The organism is Rhodococcus sp. NPDC003348, from assembly GCF_053589375.1.
On sequence record NZ_JBSFRT010000003.1, the window covers coordinates 71,397 to 97,865 of the forward strand.

29 protein-coding genes and 1 riboswitch are annotated in these 26,469 nt (G+C 69.3%); of the genes, 11 read left to right on the plus strand and 18 right to left on the minus strand.

Going from position 1 to position 26,469, the window contains the following annotated elements; translation table 11 throughout:
- The 4 genes from cysS to carD are packed head-to-tail and all read right to left on the minus strand — an operon-like array spanning position 1 to position 3,126.
- Positions 1-1,407, minus strand: coding sequence for a cysteine--tRNA ligase (gene cysS / locus ACWDU4_RS02775; protein WP_450112318.1), 1,407 nt, complete (start codon positions 1,405-1,407; stop codon positions 1-3).
- Between the two features lie 11 nt (positions 1,408-1,418).
- Entirely contained in the window at positions 1,419-1,895 is a 477-nt protein-coding gene (gene ispF, locus ACWDU4_RS02780; RefSeq protein ID WP_450112319.1) for a 2-C-methyl-D-erythritol 2,4-cyclodiphosphate synthase, read from the minus strand.
- Positions 1,896-1,907: 12 nt separating this feature from the next.
- The gene (gene ispD, locus ACWDU4_RS02785; RefSeq protein WP_450112320.1) at positions 1,908-2,615 is read right to left on the minus strand and encodes a 2-C-methyl-D-erythritol 4-phosphate cytidylyltransferase; all 708 of its coding nucleotides are present in this window, start codon (positions 2,613-2,615) and stop codon (positions 1,908-1,910) included.
- 22 nt (positions 2,616-2,637) lie between these two features.
- Positions 2,638-3,126 carry an RNA polymerase-binding transcription factor CarD gene (carD, locus tag ACWDU4_RS02790; RefSeq protein WP_345352957.1) on the minus strand — a complete coding sequence of 163 codons (489 nt, stop codon included), beginning with the start codon at positions 3,124-3,126 and terminating at the stop codon, positions 2,638-2,640.
- Positions 3,127-3,404: 278 nt separating this feature from the next.
- On the opposite strand from carD, the gene ACWDU4_RS02795 reads away from it, so the two are divergent.
- The 3 genes from ACWDU4_RS02795 to radA all read left to right on the plus strand — a co-directional run bounded on the left by ACWDU4_RS02795 (position 3,405) and on the right by radA (position 6,219).
- The gene (locus tag ACWDU4_RS02795; RefSeq protein ID WP_450112321.1) at positions 3,405-4,025 is read left to right on the plus strand and encodes a hypothetical protein; all 621 of its coding nucleotides are present in this window, start codon (positions 3,405-3,407) and stop codon (positions 4,023-4,025) included.
- 170 nt (positions 4,026-4,195) lie between these two features.
- On the plus strand, positions 4,196-4,723 hold the full coding sequence (locus ACWDU4_RS02800; protein WP_450112322.1) for a gamma carbonic anhydrase family protein: 528 nt from the start codon (positions 4,196-4,198) through the stop codon (positions 4,721-4,723).
- 95 nt (positions 4,724-4,818) lie between these two features.
- Positions 4,819-6,219 carry a DNA repair protein RadA gene (radA, locus tag ACWDU4_RS02805; RefSeq protein WP_450112323.1) on the plus strand — a complete coding sequence of 467 codons (1,401 nt, stop codon included), beginning with the start codon at positions 4,819-4,821 and terminating at the stop codon, positions 6,217-6,219.
- Here the strand turns inward: radA and ACWDU4_RS02810 are convergent.
- Positions 6,216-6,776 (minus strand): PaaI family thioesterase, encoded by a 561-nt coding sequence (locus ACWDU4_RS02810; RefSeq protein ID WP_450112324.1) that lies wholly within the window; start codon positions 6,774-6,776, stop codon positions 6,216-6,218. The genes radA and ACWDU4_RS02810 overlap by 4 nt on opposite strands.
- 100 nt (positions 6,777-6,876) lie before the next feature.
- On the opposite strand from ACWDU4_RS02810, the gene disA reads away from it, so the two are divergent.
- Complete coding sequence (gene disA, locus ACWDU4_RS02815; RefSeq protein WP_450112325.1) at positions 6,877-7,956, plus strand: DNA integrity scanning diadenylate cyclase DisA; 1,080 nt, start codon at positions 6,877-6,879, stop codon at positions 7,954-7,956.
- A gap of 71 nt (positions 7,957-8,027) precedes the next feature.
- On the opposite strand, the gene ACWDU4_RS02820 is transcribed toward disA, so the two are convergent.
- The gene (locus tag ACWDU4_RS02820; RefSeq protein ID WP_450112326.1) at positions 8,028-8,720 is read right to left on the minus strand and encodes a hypothetical protein; all 693 of its coding nucleotides are present in this window, start codon (positions 8,718-8,720) and stop codon (positions 8,028-8,030) included.
- Positions 8,721-8,804: 84 nt separating this feature from the next.
- Complete coding sequence (locus ACWDU4_RS02825) at positions 8,805-9,437, minus strand: carbonic anhydrase (protein ID WP_450112327.1); 633 nt, start codon at positions 9,435-9,437, stop codon at positions 8,805-8,807.
- Between the two features lie 33 nt (positions 9,438-9,470).
- Here ACWDU4_RS02825 and ACWDU4_RS02830 point away from each other — a divergent pair, with 33 nt between their 5' ends.
- The gene (locus ACWDU4_RS02830; RefSeq protein ID WP_450112328.1) at positions 9,471-10,385 is read left to right on the plus strand and encodes an A/G-specific adenine glycosylase; all 915 of its coding nucleotides are present in this window, start codon (positions 9,471-9,473) and stop codon (positions 10,383-10,385) included.
- A gap of 55 nt (positions 10,386-10,440) precedes the next feature.
- Here the strand turns inward: ACWDU4_RS02830 and ACWDU4_RS02835 are convergent, their stop codons facing one another.
- The 3 genes from ACWDU4_RS02835 to ACWDU4_RS02845 form a co-directional block, all read right to left on the minus strand.
- The gene (locus ACWDU4_RS02835; protein WP_450112329.1) at positions 10,441-10,806 is read right to left on the minus strand and encodes an Imm51 family immunity protein; all 366 of its coding nucleotides are present in this window, start codon (positions 10,804-10,806) and stop codon (positions 10,441-10,443) included.
- Positions 10,807-10,868: 62 nt separating this feature from the next.
- Complete coding sequence (locus ACWDU4_RS02840; RefSeq protein WP_450112330.1) at positions 10,869-11,621, minus strand: alpha/beta fold hydrolase; 753 nt, start codon at positions 11,619-11,621, stop codon at positions 10,869-10,871.
- 48 nt (positions 11,622-11,669) lie between these two features.
- A complete protein-coding gene (locus ACWDU4_RS02845; protein ID WP_450112331.1) occupies positions 11,670-13,136 on the minus strand; it encodes an MFS transporter in 1,467 nt (488 codons plus the stop codon).
- Between the two features lie 100 nt (positions 13,137-13,236).
- Between ACWDU4_RS02845 and ACWDU4_RS02850 the strand changes: the two genes are divergently transcribed.
- Together ACWDU4_RS02850 and ACWDU4_RS02855 are read left to right on the plus strand one after the other, a co-directional pair.
- Positions 13,237-13,632, plus strand: a complete 396-nt coding sequence (locus tag ACWDU4_RS02850) for a MarR family winged helix-turn-helix transcriptional regulator (RefSeq protein ID WP_450112332.1) — start codon at positions 13,237-13,239, stop codon at positions 13,630-13,632.
- 40 nt (positions 13,633-13,672) lie between these two features.
- Entirely contained in the window at positions 13,673-13,984 is a 312-nt protein-coding gene (locus tag ACWDU4_RS02855; protein ID WP_450112333.1) for an antibiotic biosynthesis monooxygenase family protein, read from the plus strand.
- A gap of 54 nt (positions 13,985-14,038) precedes the next feature.
- On the opposite strand, the gene ACWDU4_RS02860 is transcribed toward ACWDU4_RS02855, so the two are convergent.
- Positions 14,039-14,830: a helix-turn-helix domain-containing protein gene (locus ACWDU4_RS02860; RefSeq protein WP_450112334.1), complete on the minus strand. Its 792-nt coding sequence runs from the start codon at positions 14,828-14,830 to the stop codon at positions 14,039-14,041.
- Between the two features lie 132 nt (positions 14,831-14,962).
- On the opposite strand from ACWDU4_RS02860, the gene ACWDU4_RS02865 reads away from it, so the two are divergent.
- The 3 genes from ACWDU4_RS02865 to ACWDU4_RS02875 all read left to right on the plus strand — a co-directional run bounded on the left by ACWDU4_RS02865 (position 14,963) and on the right by ACWDU4_RS02875 (position 16,558).
- Positions 14,963-15,325, plus strand: a complete 363-nt coding sequence (locus ACWDU4_RS02865; protein ID WP_450112335.1) for a nuclear transport factor 2 family protein — start codon at positions 14,963-14,965, stop codon at positions 15,323-15,325.
- 93 nt (positions 15,326-15,418) lie between these two features.
- Positions 15,419-15,536: riboswitch (cobalamin riboswitch) on the plus strand.
- A gap of 27 nt (positions 15,537-15,563) precedes the next feature.
- Complete coding sequence (locus ACWDU4_RS02870) at positions 15,564-15,758, plus strand: CbtB domain-containing protein (protein ID WP_450112336.1); 195 nt, start codon at positions 15,564-15,566, stop codon at positions 15,756-15,758.
- Positions 15,749-16,558, plus strand: coding sequence for a CbtA family protein (locus tag ACWDU4_RS02875; RefSeq protein WP_450112337.1), 810 nt, complete (start codon positions 15,749-15,751; stop codon positions 16,556-16,558). Before ACWDU4_RS02870 ends, ACWDU4_RS02875 begins: the two co-directional genes overlap by 10 nt.
- A gap of 83 nt (positions 16,559-16,641) precedes the next feature.
- On the opposite strand, the gene ACWDU4_RS02880 is transcribed toward ACWDU4_RS02875, so the two are convergent.
- The 6 genes from ACWDU4_RS02880 to ACWDU4_RS02905 all read right to left on the minus strand — a co-directional run bounded on the left by ACWDU4_RS02880 (position 16,642) and on the right by ACWDU4_RS02905 (position 24,096).
- Complete coding sequence (locus tag ACWDU4_RS02880; RefSeq protein WP_450112338.1) at positions 16,642-17,388, minus strand: DsbA family oxidoreductase; 747 nt, start codon at positions 17,386-17,388, stop codon at positions 16,642-16,644.
- A gap of 182 nt (positions 17,389-17,570) precedes the next feature.
- A complete protein-coding gene (locus ACWDU4_RS02885) occupies positions 17,571-17,750 on the minus strand; it encodes a hypothetical protein (RefSeq protein ID WP_450112339.1) in 180 nt (59 codons plus the stop codon).
- A gap of 183 nt (positions 17,751-17,933) precedes the next feature.
- Positions 17,934-18,368, minus strand: a complete 435-nt coding sequence (locus ACWDU4_RS02890) for an OsmC family peroxiredoxin (RefSeq protein WP_450112340.1) — start codon at positions 18,366-18,368, stop codon at positions 17,934-17,936.
- 94 nt (positions 18,369-18,462) lie between these two features.
- Positions 18,463-20,094 carry an MFS transporter gene (locus tag ACWDU4_RS02895; protein WP_450112341.1) on the minus strand — a complete coding sequence of 544 codons (1,632 nt, stop codon included), beginning with the start codon at positions 20,092-20,094 and terminating at the stop codon, positions 18,463-18,465.
- A gap of 131 nt (positions 20,095-20,225) precedes the next feature.
- Positions 20,226-21,392 carry an alpha/beta hydrolase family protein gene (locus ACWDU4_RS02900; protein WP_450112342.1) on the minus strand — a complete coding sequence of 389 codons (1,167 nt, stop codon included), beginning with the start codon at positions 21,390-21,392 and terminating at the stop codon, positions 20,226-20,228.
- Between the two features lie 157 nt (positions 21,393-21,549).
- A complete protein-coding gene (locus tag ACWDU4_RS02905; RefSeq protein ID WP_450112343.1) occupies positions 21,550-24,096 on the minus strand; it encodes an ATP-dependent Clp protease ATP-binding subunit in 2,547 nt (848 codons plus the stop codon).
- 415 nt (positions 24,097-24,511) lie between these two features.
- On the opposite strand from ACWDU4_RS02905, the gene ACWDU4_RS02910 reads away from it, so the two are divergent.
- On the plus strand, positions 24,512-25,486 hold the full coding sequence (locus ACWDU4_RS02910; protein WP_450112344.1) for an Acg family FMN-binding oxidoreductase: 975 nt from the start codon (positions 24,512-24,514) through the stop codon (positions 25,484-25,486).
- Between the two features lie 14 nt (positions 25,487-25,500).
- Here the strand turns inward: ACWDU4_RS02910 and ACWDU4_RS02915 are convergent, their stop codons facing one another.
- Positions 25,501-26,466, minus strand: a complete 966-nt coding sequence (locus ACWDU4_RS02915; protein ID WP_450112458.1) for an esterase/lipase family protein — start codon at positions 26,464-26,466, stop codon at positions 25,501-25,503.
- Positions 26,467-26,469: the final 3 nt, after the last annotated feature.

Genomic DNA, 26,469 nt, shown 5'->3' on the forward strand with positions numbered 1-26,469 from the left:
CTACCCTGCTTCGTTGTGGTTCTTCTCGAGGGACCACTCGGGTCCGTTGGCGGTGTCGGTGACCGCGATGCCCGCGGCCGCGAGCCGGTCCCGGATCGCGTCGGCCGCCGGCCAGTCCTTGTCGGCCTTGGCCTGCTGCCTGGCGTCCAGACTGGAGCGAACCAGCACGTCCAGCGCGGCGTGCGCGGCGGACGCGTCGGTGGAGTCGCTCGTCCAGTGCGGGTCGAGTGGGTCGACGCCGAGGATGCCCATCATCGCGCGCACCTGCCCGGCGATCAGGACGGCGGTGTCGAGGTCACCGGCGGTCAACGCCCGGTTGCCCTCGCGCTGACGACCGTGGATCTCCGCGAGCGCCTTCGGCACCCCGAGGTCGTCGTCGAGCGCGGCCGCGAACTCCGCGGTCCAGGTGCCGACCGGCACCTCCCCCGCGCGTTCCGCGGTCTTGAGCACGAACGCCTCGATGCCCCGGTAGGTTTCCGCGGCGACGTCGAGCGCGTGATCGGAGTACTCCAGCATGGACCGGTAGTGCGCGCCGCCGAGGTAGAACCGGAGTTCCTGCGGGCGAACCCTTTTCAGGACGTTGGGCACCGACAGCACGTTGCCCAGCGACTTCGACATCTTCTCGCCGCCCATGGTGACCCAGCCGTTGTGCAGCCAGTACCGGGCGAACCCGTCCCCGGCGGCCCGGCTCTGCGCGAGCTCGTTCTCGTGATGCGGGAACACCAGATCCAGTCCGCCACAATGGATGTCGAACTCGCCACCGAGGTAGGCGCCGGCCATGGCGGAGCACTCGAGGTGCCAGCCGGGCCTGCCGCGTCCCCACGGCGTCGGCCAGGACGGCTCGCCCGGCTTCTCGGCCTTCCACAGCGTGAAGTCTCGCGGGTCGCGCTTGCCCTCGGCCGCGCTCTCGCCCTGGTGGACGTCGTCGAGCTTGTGCCCGGACAGCGCGCCGTACTTCTTCCAGCTGAGCACGTCGAAGTACACGTCACCCGCCGCGGCGTAGGCGTGCCCGGCGTCGATGAGCCGCTGCATCAGCTCGACCATCTGGGTGACGTGCCCGGTCGCCCGCGGCTCCGCGGACGGCGGCAGCACACCGAGCTGGTCGTAGGCCCAGGTGAACGACCGCTCGTACGTCGCGGCCCATTCCCACCACGGCCGACCCGCGTCGGCGGCCTTGTTCAGGATCTTGTCGTCGATGTCGGTGACGTTGCGGACGAACGCCACGTCGTGGTCGTGCGCGAGCAGCCACCGGCGGAGGACGTCGAACGCGACACCGCTGCGGACGTGGCCGATGTGCGGCTCACCCTGCACGGTCGCCCCACACAGGTAGATCGACGCGTGGCCGGGGACCAGCGGAACGAAGTCACGCAGGGCCCGCGTTTCGGTGTCGAAGAGTCGCAGGGTCACGACGTGCGATCCTACCGGTCCGCCGTGGCCGCGATGACCAGCGCCGTCGCCACCGCAGCGATGCCCTCGCCGCGACCGGTCAACCCGAGTCCGTCGGTGGTCGTCGCGGACACCGACACCGGCGCGTCGAGCACAGCCGAGAGCGCGTCCTGGGCCTCGACGCGCCGCGGACCGATCTTCGGCCGGTTGCCGATCACCTGGACCGCCGCGTTGCCGACCGCGAGACCGTGCTCGTCGAGCATCCGACGGACCTCCGCGAGCAGCGCCGCGCCGCTGGCGCCCGACCACTCGGGGCGACCGGTCCCGAACACCGATCCGAGATCGCCCAGGCCGGCCGCGGACAGCAGCGCGTCGCACAGTGCGTGCGCGGCGACGTCGCCGTCGGAATGGCCGGCGCAGCCGTCCTCTCCCTCGAACAGCAGGCCCGCGATCCAGCACGGCCGCCCCGGTTCGATCGGATGAACGTCCGTGCCGATGCCCACTCGCACTGCCCTGTGCTCCTATTCGTCGGTGTCCGGATCCGTCAACGCTCGCGCCAACGCGAGGTCGAGGGGGGTGGTGATCTTGAAAGCCAGTGGTTCGCCTGCGATGGTGCGGACCCGCGCCCCGATCCTCTCGACCAGCCCCGCGTCGTCGGTGGCGGCGGCGTCGGTGGCGTCGTAGGCCCGCCGCAGCAGGTCCGCGGCGAAACCCTGCGGCGTCTGCACCGCACGCAGCTCCGACCGCTCCGGGGTGCCGGTGACCACCCCGAGCAGGTCCACCGACTTGATCGTGTCGGCGACCGGCAGGGCCGGGACAACCGCCTCCCGTCCCGCGCGCAGCTCGGCAACGACCCGGGCGATCAGCGCGGGCGGGGTCAGCGCGCGGGCCGCGTCGTGCACGAGCAGCAGGTCCGCGTCGGCGGCCGCGGCGATACCCGCGCGCACCGAGTCCGTCCGTTCCGCACCGCCGCCGACCACGTCGACACCGGCGGGCAGGTCGTCACGGGTCCGCTCGACCAGGTCCGGCGGCACGATCACCACCACCCGGTCGACCGCGCCGGAGTCGAGCAGACCAACGACCGCCCACTGCAACAGCGTCCGCCCCCTCAGGGTCACGAAAGCCTTGGGCACGTCCTCGCCGAGCCGCGTCCCCTGCCCGGCGGCCGGAACCAATGCAACGACCCGGCCTCCGCTGTGCGCGTCGACCGGGCCTGTCACGGTGTTCATCTGTGTTTGTCCGCGTCGGGCGTCAGGACGCTGCCGCGAGAACCTCGTCGAGGATGGTTTCGGCCTTCTCGTCGTCCGTGCCCTCGGCGAGCGCGAGCTCACCGACGAGGATCTGACGGGCCTTGGCCAGCATCCGCTTCTCTCCGGCGGACAGACCGCGATCCTGCTCACGGCGCCACAGGTCGCGAACCACCTCGGCCACCTTGTTCACGTCGCCGGAGGCCAGCTTCTCCAGGTTCGCCTTGTACCGCCGCGACCAGTTGGTCGGCTCCTCGGTGTGCGGCGCGCGCAGCACCTGGAAGACCTTGTCGAGCCCTTCCTGACCCACAACATCACGAACGCCGACGTACTCGGCGTTCTCTGCGGGGACCCGGACGGTGAGATCGCCCTGGGCGACCTTCAGTACGAGATATTCCTTTTGTTCACCCTTGATGGTGCGAGTTTCGATTGCCTCGATCAGCGCCGCTCCGTGGTGGGGGTATACGACGGTGTCTCCGACCTTAAAAATCATCTGTCCCGTGCCCCTTTCGATCTGCCCAGTTTATCACGGGTTCCTCCGACACCGGTTCCAACGTCCCTGGTCAGACGCACAGCGGGCTGATCGGAGGGGTTGACACCAGGTCACGAACCTGCATCGGCGCGGCCGGGGAAGACGCCGCCCCACCGGAATTCGGCACACCGGTACACGACACCGCGCCCGCCAAAGATCGACCCGGGGAGGCCGCGCGCGGAGGGAACTACTACTCTGCCTAGTTGAGTTACACGACCCGACGCCGTGGAGGACACCCCGTGACAGCACTGAATGCGTCGACTCGCCGAGTCGCCACCGCCGTTGCCCTGGCCGCAGCAGCTGCCATCTCGCTGTCCGCCTGCAGCGCGGGCCAGATCACCCAGACCTCCACCCAGGTCGCCGCCGTCAACGGCAACTACGCGAACCAGGGCGACATCTCGCTGCGCAACGTGCACATCGTGTACCCGAACAGCGAGGAGTACAGCCTGAAGCCCGGCGGCACCGTCGCCCTCGCGTTCACCGCCGTCAACGAGAGCCAGCACCAGCCCGAGCGGCTCGCGAAGATCAGCACCGACAAGGCTGCGTCCGTCACCATCGCGGGCGAGGTCGGAGGCCGCGTGATCCGGCCGCAGACCGCGCTGAGCTCCGGCGTCCCGGACGCCACCGTGACCGATGACGGCGAGAAGATCGAGACCGACATCATCCTGGTCACCCTCAACGACATCGCCGAGGGCGTCTACCCCGGCCTGACCGTGCCGGTCACCTTCACGTTCGAGCGCGCCGGGGACATCGTCGTCGACGTCCCCGTCGACGCGGGACCGATCCTCGACCGCCACGAGTCCGACAAGTCCGGCAACGAGGGTGCCGGCACCCTCGCCGACCACGTCGCCGGTCACTGACCCGATCGCCGTCCGACGGCCCCCGACCTGCACCAGGTCGGGGGCCGTCGCCGTTTCCGGGGTCCCTCGCCGGACACCACACGAGAGTGGCGCAGGCCGGCGGGTCGGGTGCTGATCGGCCAAAATGGGATGCGACACAACCTGTTCGACCCGACGATCAGGAGCAGCACATGACCGGACCCCACGTGGTGCCCTTCGACGACGCAGCGCCCACCGTCGCCGGCTCGGCGTGGCTGGCGCCGACCGCCACCGTGATCGGAGACGTGACACTGCACGAGGAGGCCGGCATCTGGTACGGCGCGGTCGCACGCGGCGACGCCGCGCCGATCACCGTCGGCGCGGGCAGCAACATCCAGGACAACGTGACGATGCACGCCGACCCCGGCTTCCCTCTGACGGTCGGCGCGAACGTCAGCGTCGGCCACAACGCGGTCCTGCACGGCTGCACCATCGGCGACGACTCGCTGATCGGCATGGGCGCCGTGGTCCTCAACGGCGCTCGCCTCGGCGCGAACTGTCTCGTCGCGGCCGGTGCCGTGGTGCTCGAGGGCGCCGAGATCCCGGCCCGCTCACTGGTGGCCGGAGTTCCCGCCAGGGTGCGACGCGAGCTCACCGACGAGGAGATCGCGCACATCGCCCACAACGCGGAGAGCTACCGCGCGCTCGCCGGAAAGCACCGGGCCGCAACGACTTCCTGACACCGCATGCTGCCGGACGCCGACTCACCCGGAACCGCCGGGTGCCACGGCGACCGGGAGGACGGGTGTCGGTCCCTGCGCCTAGGGTTTCCTCCGTGGCCAAACCGAAGACCAGCTACCGATGCACCGCCTGCCAGTACACCGTCGCGAAGTGGGTCGGCCGCTGCCCGGAGTGCGGCGAGTGGGGGTCGGTCGAGGAGGCCGCCCCCGTCCTCGCTGCCGTCGCGAACCGGCCGGGCGCGAGCGGCGCGCGCGCGGGCACGGGCCTGGTCCCCACCTCCCCCGCCACCCCGCTGACGCAGGTCAGCGCGACCGTCAGCCGCGCCAAGCCGACGGGGGTACCCGAACTCGATCGGGTGCTCGGCGGTGGCATCGTGCCTGGATCGGTGGTGCTGCTCGCCGGCGAACCGGGAGTCGGCAAGTCGACCCTGCTGCTCGAGGTCGTGCACCGCTGGGCGCGCCGGGGTCCCGACGACCGGTCCCTGTACGTGACCGGCGAGGAGTCCGCCGGGCAGGTCCGATTGCGGGCCGACCGGACCGGCGCCGTCCACGACCGCGTGTACCTGGCCGCCGAATCCGACCTCGCGACGATCTTCGGCCACGTCGAACAGGTCAAACCGACCCTGCTGATCGTCGACTCGGTGCAGACGATGCTCGCCGCCGACGTGGAGGGCGTCACCGGTGGCGTCACCCAGGTGCGGGCGATCACCTCGGCGCTGACCACCCTCGCGAAGACCAGCGGCATCCCCGTGCTGCTCATCGGGCACGTCACCAAGGACGGCGCGGTCGCCGGTCCGCGCGCCCTCGAGCACCTGGTGGACGTGGTCCTGCACTTCGAGGGCGACAAGCACTCGACGCTGCGGATGCTGCGCGGGGTGAAGAACCGGTTCGGTTCCGCCGACGAGGTCGGCTGTTTCGAACTGCACGAGGACGGCATCGAGTGCGTCACCGACCCGTCCGGGCTGTTCCTGCACCACCGCGACGACACCGCCCCCGGCACGGCTGTCACCGTCGCGATGGACGGCAAACGCGCCCTCCTCGGCGAGGTGCAGGGACTGGTGGTGCCCACCCAGAACCCCTCTCCGCGCCGGGCGGTGAGCGGCATGGACGCAGCACGGGTTGCCATGGTGCTGGCGGTGCTCGCCAAACACGCCAACATCCGCACCCACGACAAGGAGGTCTACGCCGCGACGGTCGGCGGCATGCGGCTGACCGAACCCTCCGCCGACCTCGCCCTCGCGCTGGCCATCGTCTCCGCCGACCGCGACAAGCCGCTGCCGTCCGGGCTGGTCGTGCTCGGCGAGGTCGGACTCGCCGGTGAGGTACGCCGGGTCACCGCGGTCGGCCGCCGACTGGCCGAGGCCAAACGGCTCGGGTTCACGCACGCGGTGGTGCCGCGCGACTCCGGGCCGCATCCGGCCGGCATGCGAGTCGACGAGGTCGCCACGATCAGGGAGGCCCTGCGCGTGGTCCCCCGCCGGATGGAGGCCGTCTAGAGCGTCGAGTTGCCGAAGTTCGGGACCGTCGGCACACCGTCGACGAAGTCGCGCATCGGTTTGAAGTGCTCCGGCTTGATGGTCAGGAACAGTCCGCGGGAGGTCCCGGCGACCTCGTCGCTCGCGGTCGGCCCCTCCACGATCCGGACCTCCGAGCTGGCGTACACCTTGCGGCGGACCATGCCGTCGATGCGGGCCCGGAACTCGAGCACCGATCCGAGCGGGATCGGGCGGGCGAAGTCGACCTGCAGGTGACCGGTCACCACCGGCACCCCCAGAACCATGCAGGCCATGCCCTGCGTCTCGTCGAACGCCGTCGTCAGGATGCCGCCGTGAATGACGCCCGGGCCGCCCTGGAAGCGCGACTCGACGGTCAGCCGCCCCACGACCTCGATGCCCTCCGTCGCAGTGAAGTGCATCGCCGCACCGGTCGGCTGGTCGTCGCCACATCCGAAGCATTTCGCCCAGTGCTGAGGCAGCGCCTCACCCGGCGCGGGAAAGAAATCGGGACGGGTGGGGATTTCGAGATCATCGGGCAACGTCCAGGTACCGCTCATGTCTCGGTAATCTAGTCGCGACATGTCCGCGTGGGACGATCGCCTCCCGTGCACCGGTACGGCGCCGCGCGGATTCCAGCGAGGCAAGGGGGGGACGGCGATGGACGACACCGCGGCCACGCTTCGCGAAACGATTGCCCGGCTGGCACCGGGCACCGAACTGAGGGACGGGCTGGAACGGATCCTGCGCGGACGCACCGGCGCACTGATCGTTCTCGGCTACGACGACCAGATCGAGGAGCTCTGCGACGGCGGATTCGAGCTCGACGTGGAGTTCGCCCCCACCCGGCTGCGCGAGCTGTCGAAGATGGACGGGGCGGTGGTGCTCTCGACCGACGGCACGCGCATCGTCCGCGCGAACGTCCAGCTGGTGCCCGACTACAAGATCCCGACCGTCGAGTCCGGCACCCGGCACCGGGCCGCCGAGCGGACCGCGATCCAGACCGGCTACCCGGTGGTGTCCGTGAGCCAGTCGATGAGCATCGTCTCCGTGTACGTCGGCGGCGTCCGGCACGTACTGGAGGGCTCACCGACGATCCTGTCGCGCGCCAACCAGGCGGTCGCCACCCTCGAGCGGTACAAGTCGCGGCTGACCGAGGTCACCAACGCACTGTCCGTCGTCGAGATCGAGGACTTCGTCACACTCCGTGATGCGCTGACGGTGGCGCAGCGGCTGGAGATGGTCCGCCGGGTGTCCGTCGAGATCGAACGCGACGTCCTCGAACTCGGCACCGACGGCAGACAGCTGGCGCTGCAGCTCGAGGAGCTGGTCGGCAACAACGACGTGGCCCGCCAGCTGGTGGCGCGGGACTACCTGGCCGGCCCCGGCCAGCCGTCCACCGAGTCGGTCGAACACACCCTCGCCGCACTCGACAAGCTGACGGACGCGGATCTTCTCGACCTGACCACGCTCGCCCGGGCGTTCGGGTACCCGGGGACGATCGAGGCGCTGGACGCGCCGATGAGCCCCCGCGGATACCGCGTGCTGGCGCGGGTGCCGCGCCTCCAGTTCCATCAGGTGCACCGGCTGGTCGCCTCGTTCGGCACGCTGCAGGGGCTGCTCGCCGCGACGGCCGCCGACCTGCAGGCGGTCGACGGGATCGGTGGGCTGTGGGCCCGGCACATCCGGGAGGGGTTGTCCCGGCTCGCCGAGACATCGATCACGGGCCCGTTCGATTGAGCGGCTGGGCCGCCCGTGAGCGAATTTCACCCTCACCGAGATGAAGTTCACTCACGAGCAACGAAAGCGCATCAGCTCAGGTTGAACGGCTCCGGGGTGCTGCGCAGGTTCCCGAGCTGCCCGACCACGGTGTAGGCGCCGGCGCCGACCGGGTCCCGGGGTGCGGCGCATCCCGGCTCGGAGGTCGCCCCGGACCACTTGACCGTGAACGCAGCCTGCTCACCGGGCTTGAGTGTGCGCAGGTCGGGCGCGGCGTTCGGGTAGCAGTCGTTGTTCGACCACAGCCGCTGCTGGCCGTCGAGGGTGTAGACGAGGACCTGCTGCATCCCCGCGCCGAGGTCCCGGTCGCACGTCCCGTTGCCGATGTTGGTGATGACGATCCCGAACTCCGGCTCCTCCCCCGCCGGGTACGTCGCCTTGTCGGCGCTGACCTTGATGGCCAGGGAGTTGTCGGCGCACTGGCCCGCGGGCGCGGCGACGGCGGTACCGGACGGGGAGCCCTCGCCGGACGCCGCCGACGACTCCGATCCGGACGCGCCGCCCGCGGCGGAACTCGACTCCGTCGCCGATCCGGAGGCCGAGGTCGTCGACGTCAGCGACGAACTCACGGCCGCCGCATCAGCGGCGGGATCGTCGTCGCCCCCGCCGCGGAGGGCGGAGACGATCCAGATCAGCAGGAGAAGCGCGACGACCCCAGCACCGATGGCAAGCCAGCGACGTCGCCAGTAGATCTCGGGGGGCAGCGGCCCGGACGGTTCCATCACGGATACCACGGTAGGTGCCCGCGGTACACGCACCCTCAACCAGGTCCGGCGTGTCGTCCACCTGTCCGCGTGTCAGGCCTCCGGTCAGCTTTCGTCTGCGGTCTCTCCGACGTCGCCGACCACACTGATCAGCTTCACGCTGCCGTCGGCCAGCGTGTAGGTGACACCGACGATCGCGCAAGTGCCCTTCTCGACCTTCTCGGCGATGATCCGGGACCGGTCCATGAGCAGGCGGCCCGTCTCGATCACGTGCCGGCCTTCGAGCTCGTCGACGGTGCTCAGTCCCTCGTTACGGCCCATCAGGATCGACGGGGTGACTCGTTCGACGAGGCTGCGGATGAACCCGCCGGGGACCTCGCCGTCGTCGAGTGCCTTGAGCGTCGCGGCGACCGCCCCGCAGCTGTCGTGGCCGAACACGACGATCAGCGGCACGTTGAGTTCACCGACCGCGTACTCGATCGATCCGAGGACGGCGGTGTCGATGGTGTGACCTGCGGTACGCACGACGAACATGTCGCCGAGCCCCTGGTCGAAGATGATCTCGGCGGCGACGCGGGAGTCCCCGCATCCGAACAGCACCGCGGTGGGATGTTGTCCCTTGACGAGCTCCGCTCGGTCGGCGATGCCCTGGCTGGGATGCAGCGGCTGGTCACTGACGAACCGCTCGTTACCCTCCTTGAGGGCCTTCCAGGCTGAAATGGGGTTCGAATTGGGCATGTCAGCCATTGTGCACCCCTCCCCGAAACGGACATGGTGGCGACCTGGCGAAACAGCGAAGGGCAGAGTGACGATCCGGTGAAATCCAGCGCACTGATCGGCTGGTACGAGCGTGCGGCGCGTGACCTGCCGTGGCGGCACGACGGGGTCACGGCCTGGCACATCCTGATGAGCGAGATCATGCTCCAGCAGACCCCGGTCGCCCGGGTGGCGCCGATCTGGGAGCAGTGGGTGGCGCGCTGGCCGGTGCCGTCGGCGATGGCCGCGGCGGGCCAGGGCGAGGTGCTCCGGGCGTGGGGCAAGCTCGGCTACCCGCGCCGGGCGCTGCGCCTGCACGAGTGCGCGGGCGTGCTCGCCGCCGAACACGGCGACGTGGTGCCGGACGACGTGGACGTGCTGCTGTCCCTGCCCGGCATCGGCGCGTACACCGCCCGGGCCGTCGCGTGCTTCGCCTACGGACAGCGGGTTCCGGTGGTGGACACCAACGTTCGGCGGGTCATCGCCCGCGCCGTGCACGGGGCCGCCGAACCGGGGAACCCGTCGACGAACCGGGACCTCGCCGACGCGGCGGTGCTGCTGCCGCGGACCCGGGCCCGCGCGGCGGTGTTCTCGGCGGCGCTGATGGAACTGGGGGCGACCGTGTGCACGGCCCGCACCCCCGACTGCGGACGCTGCCCGCTCGACGACTGTGCGTGGGTGGCGGCCGGACGGCCCGCGCACACCGGACCGCCGCGCAGGGTGCAGAAGTTCGCGGGCACCGACAGGCAAGTGCGCGGCCGCCTCCTCGACGTCCTGCGGGACAGTCACGGACCCGTGGAACGCGCACGGCTGGACCAGGTCTGGCTCACCGACGTCGCACAGCGGGACCGGGCACTGGACTCGCTGCTCGTCGACGGACTGATCGAGCAGACCGAGGACGGGCTCTTCGCCCTCGCCGGGGAGGGCTGAGTCGGTTCGCCCAGCCGGTTTCGCCCCAGTCGGTTTCGCCCCAGTCGGTTTCGCCCTAGTCGTCGAGGCCGAGCTCGATCGAGCGGGCGAGAGCGGCCCCCAGCGCGTCGGCGTCCAGAACCAGGGTGTGCAGGGTCCGTGCGGCGATCAGCAGGGCGTCGAGGTCGTTGCCGTACACGCTGACCATGCCGCCCTCGGGATCGAAGCCCACCGCGTCGAGTGTCGCCGGGGACCGATCCGTCAGCACCGCCTGGAGTGCCCCCGAGAAGTCGTAGCCGGAACCCTCGATTCCATGTGCCTCCAGCGCCGTTCGGTGCTGATGGTATTCGGGCCCACCGGGCGAGTAGATGATGCTGGAGCCGTTGTCCCCGGTGACGAGAAGGACGGGGCGGAGGGCGTCGAAGTCGCTGGGAGTTGCCATGGCGCAACCGTATCCAAGCCGTCCGACACCAGCGCGAACCGGAGTTCGGTGCTACCGGGCGACTACGGCCGGTCGACGTCGGCGAGGAAGGTCTCGACAGCCGCGCGGTACTCGGCGGGCCGGTCGTCGTGCACGAGATGTCCCGCACCGGCGACCCACTCGTAGCGGGTCTCGGCCCTCCTCGGCATCCGCGCCATCTCCCGCATCTGCCCCGCCGGGGTGATGGTGAACTCGCCTTCGAGCAGCAGCGCGGGCGCCTGCACCTCCGCCCACTGCGACCAGAAGTCGCGGGTGCCCCACTCCTCGGAGATGTCGCGCCAGACGGGCACCTCGCCGTGCAGGTGGTAGCCGTCGTCGCGGCGGTCGAACGAGTCCATGAAGTACTGCGCGGCAACGGGTCCGAAGAACTCGACCATGTGCTGCTCGTCGCGGAACGGGGTCGGCCAGGACCCGATCATCGCCGCCCACTCCGCTGCGGTTCGCCCCCGAAAATCGGGCGCCATGTCCTCGACGACCAGTGCCCGCACCCGGCCGGGGTGGGCGGCGGCGAAACACCAGCCGTGCAGTCCGCCCATCGAGTGACCGATCACGGCCATCGGCTCGTCGATCGGGTCCAGCGCGGACGCAAGGTCGGCGACGAACGCCTCGGTGGTCAGTTCCGTCGGCGCCGGGCGGCCGTGCCCGGCCGCGTCGAACGTGTACACGTGGCCGTGATCGCGCAGCCATGGCACGTGTCGACGCCAGGTTCGGGCGCTGCCCATCAGCCCGTGGAGCAACAGAATCGGCCGGCCGGTCCCACCCTCGTCATGCAGCACGGCACCGAGGCTAGCCCGGTGCCGCGCCACATCGGTGAACAACTCCGATCAGTCCTGCCAGGGCGTGGGGACCGCGGTGTATCTCCGGCGCCGGATCGACGGTGCGACGGTGATCGCCAGACCGACCAGCGCCACACCGGTCACCAGGACGAGACCGGGCCGGAACTGGTCGAAACCGGCGCCGGCCGATCCCCCGGCATGCGATCCGGCGGTGACCAGCGCGGTGGTCAGTGCCAACACGAGCGCGGCGCCGACCTGGGCGGAGGTTTGCACCAACCCCGAGGCCAAGCCCTGCTCCGCGTCGTCCACACCGGCGGTGGCCTGCGCCATGATCGAGGTGAAACCGAGTGCGAACCCGATGCCGAGGAGGATCGCGGCGGGCAGGATCGCCACCGCGTACGTCGGCTGATCACTGCCGACGAACAGGAACCACAGGTAGCCCAGGCTGAGCGAGGTGAGCGCGGCCAGGATCATCGGGGAGGTTCCGAACCGGTCGATCGGCCGACCGACGAACGGCGATGTCACCGCGACGATCAACCCGGTCGGCAGCAGCGCCAGCGCCATCTTCAACGGCGACCAGCCCAATACAGACTGCAGGAAGATCGTCATCATGAACTGGAAGCTCAGGTAGGAGCCGAACAGCGCGACGACGGCAAGGTTGGCCCGCACGATGGTCCCGACCCGCAGGATGCTCAGCCGCACCAGCGGGTGCGGCACCCGGTTCTCGATCGCGAAGAACGAGATCAGCAGGGCCGCAGCGAGTACGAACGATCCGAGGGTGAGCGGATCTGCCCATCCGCGGGACGGTGCGGACACCACGGTGTAGACGGTGAGCAGCATTCCCGTGACGAGGGTGACCGCGCCGACGAGGTCGTGCCCTCCGCTGTCGGCCGGACGGTCCTTCGGGATCAGCACCCACGCCGCCGCGAGCGCGGCGACCGCGAACGGCACCGGCATCAGGAACGTCCACCGCCAGCCCGCGCTGGTGAGCAGACCGCCGAGGATCAGTCCGGACGAGTAGCCACTCGCGCCGAAGACCGAGAAGATCGACAGCGCCCGGTTGCGGGCGGAACCCTCCCGGAACGTCGTGGTCAGGATCGACATCGCGGTCGGAGCGGTGAACGCCGCGGCGAGGCCCTTCACGAACCGCGTCACGATGAGCAGGGTTCCGTTGTCGACGACGCCTCCGATCAGCGACGCGACCGCGAAGACGGACAGTGCCACGAGAAAGACGCGGCGGCGGCCGAGCAGGTCGGCGGTGCGCCCACCGAGCAGCAGCAGGCCACCGAAACCGAGCACGTAGCCATTGATGATCCATTGCAGCGAGGTGGTGTCGAGGCCGAGTTCGGCACCGATGGACGGGAGCGCGACGCCGACCATGGAGACGTCGAGTCCGTCGAGGAACATCACGACGCAGAGCACCGCGAGGATCCCCCAGAGGCGGCCGGTCCAACCCTGTTCGGGAGCTGGGGAATCCGGCGTTGTCAGGTTCGAGGTGGTTCCGGTGACAGTCACGTCGGCAAGATTAGATGCACACGCAATCAATGCACAAGCATAAATTTCCTTTGCATTTATTTTGCTTGCACCGATCCGGAGGCCGAACTAGGATGCGGCCATGACGACAGAAGCGGAGCTGCGCGACAGTTGGCGCGCCCTGCTCAGCCGGTACAACGGCATCGCATGCGAGCTCGACCGGCAGATGCAGAGCGCACACGGGCTGAGCATGAGCGACTTCGAGACGCTGGACCGCCTGGTGTCGGTGACCTGCACGCATCCACGGATGCAGGAACTGGCCGCCGACATGTACCTCAGCCCGAGCGCCCTCTCCCGCAGCGTCGCCCGGCTCGAGAAGGCCGGCCTGGTGTCGCGATCGCTGTGCGAATCCGACCGTCGAGGCGTCTTCGTCGACGTCACCGACGCCGGACGCGAGGTGCATGCCGACGCCGGCAAGATCCAACTGGCGGTACTGACCGAACATCTCGGCGAACCCGACACCGCCGCCGCGGGCTGAACCGGCCGGCACCGGGCCCGGCGGGAGTACCCTCGCGGCCATGGCAGTCGTGAAGATCAACGCAATCGAGGTGCCCGAGGGCGCCGGTCCGGAGCTGGAGAAGCGGTTCGCGCAGCGCGCGGGCACCGTGGAGAACTCGCCGGGGTTCCTCGGCTTCCAGCTGCTGCGTCCGACGGGCGGTGAGACCCGCTACTTCGTCGTGACCCAGTGGGAGTCCGAGGACGCCTTCGCCGCATGGCGTGACGGCGACGCCCGCGCCGCGCACGCCGGCGAGGCCAAGAAGCCGGTCGCGACCGGCGCCTCGCTGCTCGAGTTCGAGGTCGTCCTCGACGTCGCGGCGAAGCAGGCCTGACCCACCCCCTTCCGGCAGCGCCGGCCGCGCGCTTTCGCGGCGGCCGGCGCGCCGTCAACCCGCGAACCGACGCAGCGCCTCGGCCGTGCGTTCGTCGGCGGCGTGGAACGTCTCGATCGCCAGCTCCGCCACGGTGACGTCGAGCGGCGTCCCGAACACCGTCGTTGCGCTCAGGAGTGCCAGTTCACCTGCCGCCGTACGGATTCGGATCGGCACCACCAGCGCGCCCGGCTCCGGTTCGACCGCGGGATCGGCGCACGGATAGCCCGCGAGCTCGGTGGCGAGACCACCGAGCACCGGGTCGCCGGTCGCGGCAATCTGGTGCTCGAGGCGGCGCAGCACGTGGGCTCGCCACTGGCCGAGGTTCACGATCCTCGGGGCCATGCCCTCCGGGTGCAGACTCAGGCGCAGTACGTTGACCGGGGGCTCGAGCAGGTCCGCAGAGCAGCCGTCGACCAGCAGCGCGACCGCGTCGTTGCCGTCCACCAGGTGCCAGTGCCGGTCCACGACCACCGCCGGGGAAGGCAGATGTGCGTGCAGGATCTGCGAGATCGCCCGCGCCACCGAGGCCATCGGGACGTCACCGAGCGCATGCTCCGGGTAGGCGGGCGCGAAGCCCGCCGCAAGGAAGAGCGAATTACGTTCCCGCAGTGGAATGTCCAGCTGTTCACTGAGCCTCAACAGCATCGCCCGGGTCGGGCGCGAACGCCCCGTCTCGAGGAAACTGACATGCCGGGCCGACACCTCGGCACGGCCGGCCAGTTCCAGCTGACTCATCCGTCGGTGTTCACGCCAGTGGCGCAACAGATCACCGACCGGCCGATCCCGTCCCACGAGTGTGGTCATCGCCCGAGCCTAAGCGCGACCGGGGAGGCGGATCCATTACCTCCCGGGTAATCGACGACCGGCCGCACCGGCCGCACAGTGGTCTCGTCAGTCGGCCACCCGGGCCGGCACAACCGATCGAAAGAGGCTCCCATGAGCGACTTCGACACCCTCGCCGCCAGGTACATCGCGGTCTGGAACGAAACCGACCCCGGCGCGCGCCGCACCGCGATCGAGGAACTATGGGCGCCGGACGGTCGCTACGTCGACCCGACGGTCGCGGCGTGCGGTCACGCGGAGATCGACGCGACGATCGACGCGGTACAGGAGCGGTTCCCCGCGATGCGCTTCCGGCTCCGCGGCCCGGTGGACGGCCACCACGAGCAGGCGCGGTTCGGTTGGCAGCTCGGGCCCACCGGCGCCGAGGACCTGATCGAGGGCTTCGACGTCGTCGAGCACGACGAGGCGGGACGGCTCGTGCACGTGCTCGGGTTCCTCGACAAGGTTCCCTCCTGAGCCTCCCGACGGGCGGCCCGGACACCTTCCGGGCCGCCGAGGGATCGGGCGGTGGCGCCGTGTCCCGATTGACAGCGGAGGCAGGTCGGTGCGACAGTGCGCGAGTAATTGCGATGCCCGACGGGAATCCGGTACGAGTCCGGAGCGGTCGCGCCACTGTAATCGAGGGCTTCCTCGACAGCCAGACACCGTCGTCATCGCCTGTGCTTTGAGGGACGCGTAATCCCAAGGAGGAACGATGGCTGTTGTTCACACCCCCAGCAGGTCGACCGAGTCGGTCGGTGTTGCCCTGATCATCGCGGGCGTGGTCCTGCTCGCGATGCTGACCCTGTACCTGGTCGGTTTCGACCAGGGCGCGGTCTCGCGCACCGGCATGTACATGCACGAACTCATGCATGACGGTCGACACCTGCTGGGACTGCCGTGCCACTGACCGACACTTTCACGAAACTCCTCGTCCGCGGCCTGCTGGCCGGCCTCGTCGCAGGCCTGTTGGCCGGTGCCGTCGCGTTCGTGATCGGCGAACCGCACGTCGACGCGGCCATCGCGATCGAGGAAGCCGCCTCCGCCCCGGCCGAGGAGCACGCGCACGACACCACGGCGGCACACGACCACGGCGACGCCGAGGCCGGTGCAACGGCGGGCCACTCCCACGGCGACGACGCCCTGGTCAGCCGCGACGGCCAGCGGGCGGGGCTGTTCCTCGCGACCACGCTCGCCGGCCTGGCTCTGGGCGCGATCTTCGCGGTCGTCGCCCACTACGCACGCCGAGTCACCACGCTGTCCGGCCCGGTGCTGGCATTGGCACTGGCCGGTGCGGGCTGGCTCGCGATCGAGGCGGTGCCGTTCTTCAAGTACCCGGCGAACCCGCCCGCCGTCGGCGACCCGGACACCATCAACCAGCGCACCTGGCTGTGGCTCGCGTCGGTCGTCCTGGGTCTGTTCGCGGTGGCCGTGGCCGTCTACGTCGCACGCCTGGTGGCGTCCACCGGCTACCTGTCCATCCAGGTCGCGGCCCCGGTGCTGGCATTCCTCGCGGTCGTCGCCGTCGGCTACGTCGTGATGCCCGGCATCAACGAGGTCGGCGAGGACTTCCCCGCGACACTCCTGTGGGAATTCCGCATCTCGTCGCTCGCCATCCAGGCGACGCTGTGGCTGGCCCTCGGACTCGGGTTCGCGTTCCTCACCGAGCGCGCGACCCGTATGCAGCCCGCGCTCGCCGGCACGCGCTGACCCGTCCCCACCTGCCTGAAGGGCACCGTCGTTCGCATTGTCCGAACGAAGGTGCCCTTCAGCCGTTGGTGGGGTCTGGCGCCTCAGACGGCGCAGGAGCCGTCGGTGCAGGTGCCGTCCGCGTCGGCGGCACCGGCGAGGGTGACGATCGGACTCGCGTCGGCGTAGGCCTTCTCCAGCAGCTGGGTGAAGACCTCGACGGGCTGGGCGCCGGAGACACCGATCGCCCGGTTGGCGACGAAGAACGGAACCCCGGAGATACCGAGCGCGCGGGCCTGCGCGAGATCGTCACGCACGCGGTCGGCCTCGGCGTCGGAATCGAGGGCAGAGCGGACGGCGTCGGCGTCGAGCCCGGCCTCCGCGGCGATCGCGACCAGCTCGTCGCGGTCGTCGACGACTCGACCCTGTTCGAAGTGGGCGCGGAACAGCGCGGCCATCAGGTCCTCACCGCGGTCGCCTGCGAAGTGGACGAGCCGGTGCGCGTCGAAGGTGTTGGCCGCGATGACGGTCTCGAAGTCCATCGTCAGCCCGTCGGCGGCGGCGGTGCTCGCGACGTGCGCGAACATCTGCTTCACCTGATCAGCGGGCATGCCCTTCATCTCGACGAGTGCGTCGATCTCGGGGCGCCGCAGTCCGACCGGGGTGTCCGGGGAGAGCAGGTAGGACCGCCACACGACCTGCACCTGATCGCGGTGCGGGAACTGCGCGAGAGCGGTCTCGAACCGCTTCTTGCCGATGTAGCACCACGGACAGGCGATGTCGGACCACACCTCCAGCACGACGGGGGCGGACGGGTCAACGGATTCGAGGCTCACGACTGGTTGAAACATCGATCACCGTGAGTTTTGTTCCAGGGCCCGTCGGCCGGGTCGTCCCGGCATCAGGCGCCGGACAGGTGACCGAATCCCGATTGCGTCACAGGCGCAAATACGAACTGCCCCGGGAACCATTCGGTGCCCGGGGCAGTTTTCTTACATCGATTGAAATTGTTCGGTGCCGCGCGATTTCACTCCTACTTCGCGTCGGGGCAATCCTTCACCCACTTCACGTTCCCGTTGAAATTGCAGCTGCCGGCATGGGTGCCTACTGCGAACGCCGGGGCGGCGAAGCCGAGCGGCACAGCAGCAAGCGCCCCTACCAGGGCAATCTTCGCGACGAGATGGCGGGCGGGAGCCTTGACGGAGTTGGCCACGTTATTCGATCCTCACTTCGGCGGCAGTCGTTGGTCCGAGGCGACGGATTAACCGAAGTCTCACGATGTGCCATTTTTTCAAAGGGAATTCCGCGTCTCACGGCGTCTTCACGCATCGGCGCGGCGAAATCCATGATAAATGAGCTCACGCCATTTTGCGAGGATCAATCTTTTGTACAGCGATCAAACGAGCGCCGCGTCCAGGGTGATCGGCACACCCGTCAACGCCTTGCTGACCGGGCACGTCTCCTTCGCCGCCTGCGCGACCCGCGCGAACCCGTCGGCGTCGAGACCCTCGACCTCACCCCGGACGGTCAGCGTGATCCCGGTCAGCTTGAATCCGGGATCGTCGGGGCCGAGACCGACGACAGCGGTGACCTCCAGGCTCTGCGGCACCCCGCCTGCCTCACCGATCAGAGCCGACAGCTGCATCGCGTAGCACGCCGAGTGTGCCGCCGCGATCAGCTCCTCGGGGCTGGTGGCGCCATTCGCCTCCTCCGCGGCGCGTTTCGGGAAGGAGACGTCGAACGTCGCCAGGCCCGAGCTGGTCAGCTCGGTCTGGCCGGAGCCCTGCTCGAGGGTTCCGTTCCATGCGGTGCGTGCGATACGAGTGGGCATGAGCGATTCCTTCCGAGTGGCGGACGAGCGGACACCACCAGTCTCGTCCCGGCCGCCCCCCGCGAGCGCCCTTTTCGGCGCACCGGCGACCGGCCTAGGACTCGGCCATCTTCCGGTCCGGATCGTCGGCGGTGTCCTCGGACGCGTACCGCTCGAGCAGTGCACGCTCCGCATCCCCTCGGGGGAACGCGAAGAACACCAGCGCGGCACCGATCAGCACGATCACGATCGCGGCGGCGTACGCGCGGTTGTCGCCCTCGAGGAAGGCCGAACGGGCCGCGGCGATGATCTGCTGCGCGTACTGCGGATAGCGCTCGGCAATGTTCACCGCCCCCGCGAACGACTTCTCCAACGCGGTTTGCGTCTGCTCGCTGACCTCGGACGCCTGCGGGGTCGCGGCGATGGTGGCCGAGAACGACGCCGTGTATCCCGCGGTGAGCAGTGCACCGAGGATGGACTGCACGATCGCACCACCGAGATCGCGCTGCAGATCGGCTGTGCCGGAGGCCATTCCGGCACGCGACACCGGGACGGACCCGGTGAGGGAGTGCGACGCCGGGGTTCCCGCCAGGCCCACGCCTGCGCCGAGGAGCATGAAGCCGAGCGCGATCACCCAGTAGTCGGCGTCCTCATTCCACAGCAGCAGCGCCACCGCGAGTCCCGCGACAATGGCGACGTACCCGGTCAGCAGCGTGAACCGCGATCCCCTGGACTCGACGAGCCGGGCCGAGTGCGGCGCGACCAGGATCATGACGACCGCGGCGGGCAACGCCGCCGATCCCGCCGCGATGGTGGAATACTCGAGCACGTTCTGCAGATACTGCTGGCTGACGTACATCGCCCCCATCAGCGTGCCGAACACGATGATGCCCGCCACTGCAGCGACCCAGAAGATCCGGCGCCTGGCGATCCTCAGGTCGAACAGGGGGTTGCGGGCGCGCAACTGGCGGAGGACGAACACGATCCCGGCGACCGCCGCGATCCCGAGCGCGACCAGAGCCGTCGTCTTCATCCCGTCCACGGGGAGGAAGTTGATGCCGAGCACAAGGGCACCCACCAGGACCACCGACACCATCCCTCCCAGATGGTCGACCGGATCGGACGACTCGTTGACGTGGCTCGGCACGAACACCATCGTCATCGCGAGCGCCACCAACACCAGCGGAATGGTCACCAGGAACACCGAACCCCAGAAGAACCATTCCAGCAGGGCCCCGGCGACCAGCGGACCCAGCGCGGACAACCCGCCGCCAATCGCCGACCACAACGCGATCGCCTTGGTTCGTGCCGCGCCCGCCCACAGTGCGGTGATCAGGGCGAGGGTGGTCGGGTAGGCCATGCCCGCGGAGAGGCCGCCGAGCACCCGGGCGAGAAACAGCACCTGCTCGTTCGGCGCGAATCCGGCGAGCAGGCAGGCAGGCAGCGACAGCAGCATGCCCAGCACCAGCATCGTCTTGCGGCCGTAGCGGTCCCCCACCGCGCCGAGATAGAGCACCGACGCGGCCAGGCCCAGCGAGAACCCGACCGCGATCAGGTTCAGCGACGTCTGACTGGCGTCGAAGTCGCGCCCGATGTCGGGCAGCGCGACGTTCGCGACGGCAAGGTTCAGATTCGCCACGGCCGCAACGAGAATCAGCGTCGTCAGCACCAGCGACGCACGCGCGGGACGGGTCTCCACGAGGGTTGCCACCGTACAAGTGGACACCACGTCCGCACCTTCCGCCATCGATCCGGGGAACACCGTGGCAAACCGCGTGGTCCGGTGTAGCCTCGGCCTGCACTTCCCACGGACGGCAAGCCGGCGGTGATCCGTCGGGCCTCTCGTCACCGGCGACCCGGCCGACCGGTGCGGCCCGGTCACTGCCCCCAGAAGCGCATTTCAGGGAACCGCGGTGACGGACCGTCCAGGAGCGCGCCGTCACGATCACGAAGAAACCGGTCGAACATCGCGGGGACGTACTCGCGCTGCACCGCGATCGCGCGCTCGGGCGAGCCGATCCCGGCCGCGGTGGTGATCGACGGCAACACCCCCGAGGCAATGGGGATGAAGACGGGTAGGTCCGAATAACTGAAGTGCCCGGAGTCGAGTAGGGCAATCGCCCGCACCCAGCCGCGGTGGTTCGTCAGGAACGGACCCCACGTCGGATCCCAGGTCACCGGGCCGCCACCCCTCGACCGGTAGGTGGCCCCGCTCGCCAACAGCAGGACCGGTCGATCCGGCGGCTCCGTCACCGCGGACGACGGCTCGTCGTCGGACCCGATCGCTCCGTCGAGGTCGACGACGGCATCGACGCGCGCGTCCACCCGCATCACCTCCACCGCTGTGTACCCGCCGTACGAGTGCCCGAACATCCCGACCCGGTCGAGGTCGAGGCCCTGTGCGAGGCCAGCGGGGAGCGCGGCCTGCTCGGCGTCCGGGTTCACGCCTGCCGCGATCCGGGACAGATCGTCGAGCACGAAGCGGCTGTCGGCGACCCGGACATCGATCATCGACTCGTCCCGCAGCACCGCGGTGTCCACGTACTCGACGCGCTCACCGGGGAACGCCACCGCCGGGGTCTCGAAGGTGTGATCCATCGCGACCACCACGAAGCCACGGCTCGCGAGCTCCTCGGCCATCACCGTGTATACGCCGCGCGCGGTGCCGAAGCCGGGCGAGAACAGCACGGTCGGCACCGCCCCGAGCGCATCGTCGACCGGGGCTCCGACGTACGAGTTCCCCGTCACTCCGGTCAGGGGACGCCCGCCGAGCGGGTAGCCGAGAGCCGCCTCGGCACCGGTGTAGCCGGCGCGTGGACGGCCGGCCACGTCCCGCGCCGGATACCACACGGTGACCATCAGTTCGCGGCGCCGGTCAGGATGCCAGGGGTCGGCGCGGCCTTCGTCGATCAGGTGCAGTGCCGCACTGCCGACCGGGTACGGTCCGGTCGGTGTCGGCAACACCACCCCCTGCGCATGGGCCACCGGCACGGCGAGGGCCTGCACCAACCCCGCGACGAGCACCAGCACAGCCGCGGCGGTCACGCGTACGAGCCTGCGCTCGGACACCGGCGCCCCCTGCGATCGTTCGTCGTTCGATCATAAGAAACTCCGCAACCGGCAACCGGCAACCGGCAACCGACCCACACACCACGACGCCCCGGAAGCGGATGCTTCCGGGGCGTCGTGGTGTGTGCTGTGGCTACTCGCCTGCGGCGGTGTCGGACTCGCCTGCGCTCGCCAGCGCCTCGGCCGGCGAATCGGGAACCTTGACCGGCTTCGGGGTTCCGGTGAACGTGAACTTCGCGTTCTCGCCGGCACCCTCGCCGTCCCAGCCCTCGACGTCGACCAGGACGATCTGGCCCGGGCCCAGCTCGTTGAAGAGGATCTTCTCCGACAGCTGGTCCTCGATCTCGCGCTGGATGGTGCGACGCAGCGGCCGCGCACCCAGCACCGGATCGAAGCCACGCTTGGCGAGCAGCGCCTTCGCCTGCTCGGTCAGCTCGATGTCCATGTCCTTGTTCTTCAGCTGCTTCTCGACACGGCCGATCATCAGATCCACCATCTCGATGATCTGTTCCTGCGTGAGCTGGTGGAAGACGATGATGTCGTCGATGCGGTTGAGGAACTCGGGACGGAAGTGCTTCTTGAGCTCGTCGTGAACCTTGAGCTTCATGCGCTCGTAGTTCGACTCGCTGCCGCTGCCGGACGAGAAGCCCAGCCCGACGGCCTTCGAGATGTCGGCGGTGCCCAGGTTCGAGGTGAAGATCAGCACCGTGTTCTTGAAGTCGACCGTGCGACCCTGACCGTCGGTGAGGCGGCCGTCCTCGAGCACCTGCAGGAGGGTGTTGTAGATCTCCTGGTGCGCCTTCTCGATCTCGTCGAACAGCACCACCGAGAACGGCTTGCGCCGCACCTTCTCGGTGAGCTGGCCGCCCTCCTCGTAGCCGACGTAACCCGGAGGGGCACCGAACAGCCGCGAGGCGGTGAAGCGGTCGTGGAACTCGCCCATGTCGATCTGGATGAGCGCGTCGTCGTCGCCGAACAGGAAGTTCGCCAGCGCCTTGGACAGCTCGGTCTTACCGACACCGGACGGGCCGGCGAAGATGAACGAACCGGACGGACGCTTCGGATCCTTCAGGCCGGCACGGGTGCGGCGGATCGCCTTCGAGACCGCCTTGACGGCGTCCTCCTGGCCGATGATCCGCTTGTGCAGCTCGTCCTCCATACGGAGCAGACGGGTGGTCTCCTCCTCGGTGAGCTTGAACACCGGGATGCCGGTCCAGTTGCCCAGGACCTCGGCGATCTGCTCGTCGTCGACCTCGGCGATGACGTCGAGGTCGCCGGAGCGCCACTGCTTCTCCCGCTCGCCGCGCTGCGCGACCAGCTGCTTCTCCTTGTCGCGCAGGCTCGCGGCCTTCTCGAAGTCCTGCGCATCGATCGCGGACTCCTTCTCCCGGCGCGCGTCGGCGATCTTGTCGTCGAACTCGCGCAGGTCCGGCGGCGCGGTCATCCGGCGGATGCGCATCCGGGCGCCTGCCTCGTCGATCAGGTCGATCGCCTTGTCCGGCAGGAAGCGGTCGTTGATGTAGCGGTCCGCGAGGGTGGCCGCCGCGACGAGCGCACCGTCGGTGATCGAGACGCGGTGGTGCGCCTCGTACCGGTCCCGCAGACCCTTGAGGATCTCGATGGTGTGCTCGACCGTCGGCTCACCGACCTGCACCGGCTGGAACCGGCGCTCGAGGGCGGCGTCCTTCTCGATGTACTTGCGGTACTCGTCGAGGGTGGTCGCACCGATGGTCTGCAGCTCGCCGCGGGCCAGCTTCGGCTTCAGGATCGAGGCCGCGTCGATCGCGCCCTCGGCCGCGCCGGCACCGACCAGGGTGTGCAGCTCGTCGATGAACAGGATGATGTCGCCGCGGGTGTTGATCTCCTTGAGGACCTTCTTCAGGCGTTCCTCGAAGTCACCGCGGTACCGGCTGCCCGCGACCAGGGAACCCAGGTCGAGGGTGTAGAGCTGCTTGTCCTTGAGGGTCTCGGGGACCTCGCCGTTGACGATGGCCTGCGCCAGGCCCTCGACGACGGCGGTCTTGCCGACGCCGGGCTCGCCGATCAGCACCGGGTTGTTCTTGGTGCGACGGCTGAGCACCTGCATGACGCGCTCGATCTCTTTCGAGCGGCCGATGACCGGGTCGAGCTTGCCCTCGAGCGCGGCCTGCGTCAGGTTGCGGCCGAACTGGTCGAGAACCAACGAGGTGGACGGGGTGCCTGCCTCGCCGCGGCCTCCGCCGGTCTCCGTAGGCTCCTTGCCCTGGTAGCCGGACAGCAGCTGGATGACCTGCTGACGGACCCGGTTCAGGTCGGCGCCAAGCTTGACCAGCACCTGGGCGGCGACGCCCTCGCCCTCACGGATCAGGCCGAGCAGGATGTGCTCGGTGCCGATGTAGTTGTGGCCGAGCTGCAGCGCCTCGCGCAGGCTCAGCTCCAGCACCTTCTTCGCACGCGGGGTGAACGGGATGTGACCGGACGGGGCCTGCTGCCCCTGCCCGATGATCTCTTCCACCTGGCTGCGCACGCCCTCGAGGGAGATACCCAACGACTCAAGCGACTTCGCCGCCACACCCTCGCCCTCGTGAATGAGGCCGAGCAGGATGTGTTCGGTGCCGATGTAGTTGTGGTTGAGCATCCGGGCCTCTTCCTGGGCCAGGACAACAACGCGCCGTGCGCGGTCGGTGAACCTCTCGAACATCGCTCTCCCTCACGTTCTTTATGGGTAGATCCCCAGCGGGATTTACGAGCCGCACCTCCACTCTAGTGGCCGGTGATGCGACCTGCGCCGCCTCCATCCCATTGAAGACGGGGACAGTCTGCATGCTTACCTGTCCCAACGCAGCAGCCAGGGGTTTCGTTTCCCGACGGCGCTACGCCATCAGCGAACAGTGCCGGAAGGGGCGGTTTGCTCCCCCGCAATGCGTTCCTATTGTCCGAACGAGAAACGGTCGAGGAAATTCCCGCCGCCGAACATCGAGGTTTCCGACCGGCGGCCCGGAACACGATTCGCCGCGCTCGGACGACGGGCGACGAAGTCGGGACCATCGACCCTAGCCTCGGGATTCGGCCCGGCCGAGACTTGTCCACAAGGACAAGATCGTGAGGACCACGCCATGGACGCCATCATCCCCGACACCGATGTCGTACGCACCGCAGTGGACCTGGCCTGCCGGGCCCCGTCGGTGCACAACAGTCAGCCGTGGCTGTGGCGTTACGACGCAGGCCGGCTCGACCTGTACGCCGACCCCAGCCGCCTCCTGGTTGCCGCCGACCCGCGCGGCCGGCAGCTGCTCATCAGCTGCGGCGCGGCCCTGCACCATCTGACGGTCGCGCTGACGGCACTGCGCTGGTGTGCCCACGTCGACCTGCTCCCTGACCCCGCACAGCCGCAACTGGTGGCGACGATCCGCTTCAGCCGGGATGCGCGACCCCAGTCGCACGATTTCGACCTGCTCGCCGCGATCCGGCGGCGCCGCACCGACCGCACCGCGTTCGCGCCGCTGCCCGACAACCCGTTGCTGCACAAACTGCTCGGCACCGTCACCGACGACGACGTGACGGTGACCTTCCTGGCCGCCGACACCCGCCCCACGCTGGCCGAGGCCACCGAGCTGAGCTCCGCGGCACGCCGATACGACGCCTCCTACCAGGCCGAACTGCACTGGTGGGCCGGGCACAGCTTCGAGACCGAGGGCATCCCGGAGAGCGCACTGGCGACCCGCGCCGAGCGCGCGAAGGTGCCGGTCGGTCGTACGTTCCCCGACCCGCACACCGCACCGGTCCCGGGTGATGACGCGGTCGACGAATCGACCGTGCTGGTGCTCAGCACCCGGGGGGACGGCCCCACCGACTGGGTTCGGTGCGGTCAGGCCCTGTCCGTGGTCTCGCTCGAGGCGACGGTGCAGCGGCTCGCCACGTGCCCGCTCACCCACCTGACCGACATCGATCGCAGCCGCGACGTCATCCACGCGCTCGCCCCCGAGGCCGGGTTCCCGCAACTGCTGATCCGGGTCGGCACGCCGACCCACCCGGCGACGTTGAACGACACCCCGCGCCGACCGGTCACCCAGGTGCTGACCTTCGCTTAGGGCGTGCCCCAGTACTAGCCGACGACCGGCGGGACGAACACGCACGGCACCGGTCGCGGATGCGCGGGATCGAGCGCGTTGAGCACGAGCGTCGCCGCGACCGGTTCACCGGCAATGGAGAGGTGGTCGCCGAAGTTCCGGTCGCAGCGGTCCTGGACGAGGATGTTGGTTGCGTTCGGACCCTCCTCGTAGCCGCTCGTGTACGGGATCACGACCTCGTCGTACCGGGTGATGATGTTCGTGTAGGTGATGCCCGGCGCGTAGACACCGCCGTCACGCAGCGCGGTCATGAACCGGGATCCGGCGACGAACTGCCCGCACGCGGAGCACAGCGGGGCGATCGCAGGCCCGGCCACGTCGAGCCCGCCCTGACGGAGCGCGGCGAGGTTCGTGTCCAGCTCGAACGCTCCCTCTCCGTTCCACAGCGGCGCCAGCGAGACGTACTTCCCCACCTTGTCGGCGCCACCGAGGAACTTGACCCAGTACGTCGGCATGAGGGTGCCCTGGGAATGGCCGACGATGTCGACCTTCCGCGCGCCCGTTGCGGCGAGCACCCGATCCACGAACGCACCGAGTTGTGCGGCGCTCTCCTCCATCGGGGCCATCCCACCGAGGGCGCTGATCGGCCACGGGAGAGCCTCGTGGGCGCCGTAGGTCAGGGCGAAGACGCAGTAACCCTCGTTCGCCAGCAGAGGCGCGTAGGTCGCCCAGTTGGTCTGCCGGTTGCCTGCGGTGCCGTGCACGAGCACGACCGGCTCCGGATGCTCCGCGGTGGGCTTGCAGTTCCAGTCGTTCGACCCCGGGGCGGATCCGCCGGGATTGCCGAGTTCCAACGGGACGCCGGCCAGGAACTGGTACGGAACGGGGAGGGGTGCCGGTGTCGCGCGGACATTACCGGCGCCGAGAAATAGAGTCGCCGATGCAAGAATTAACGCAGCGAACAATGCGGCACCGAGCCTGACACCGGAGACATTTCGCACTCG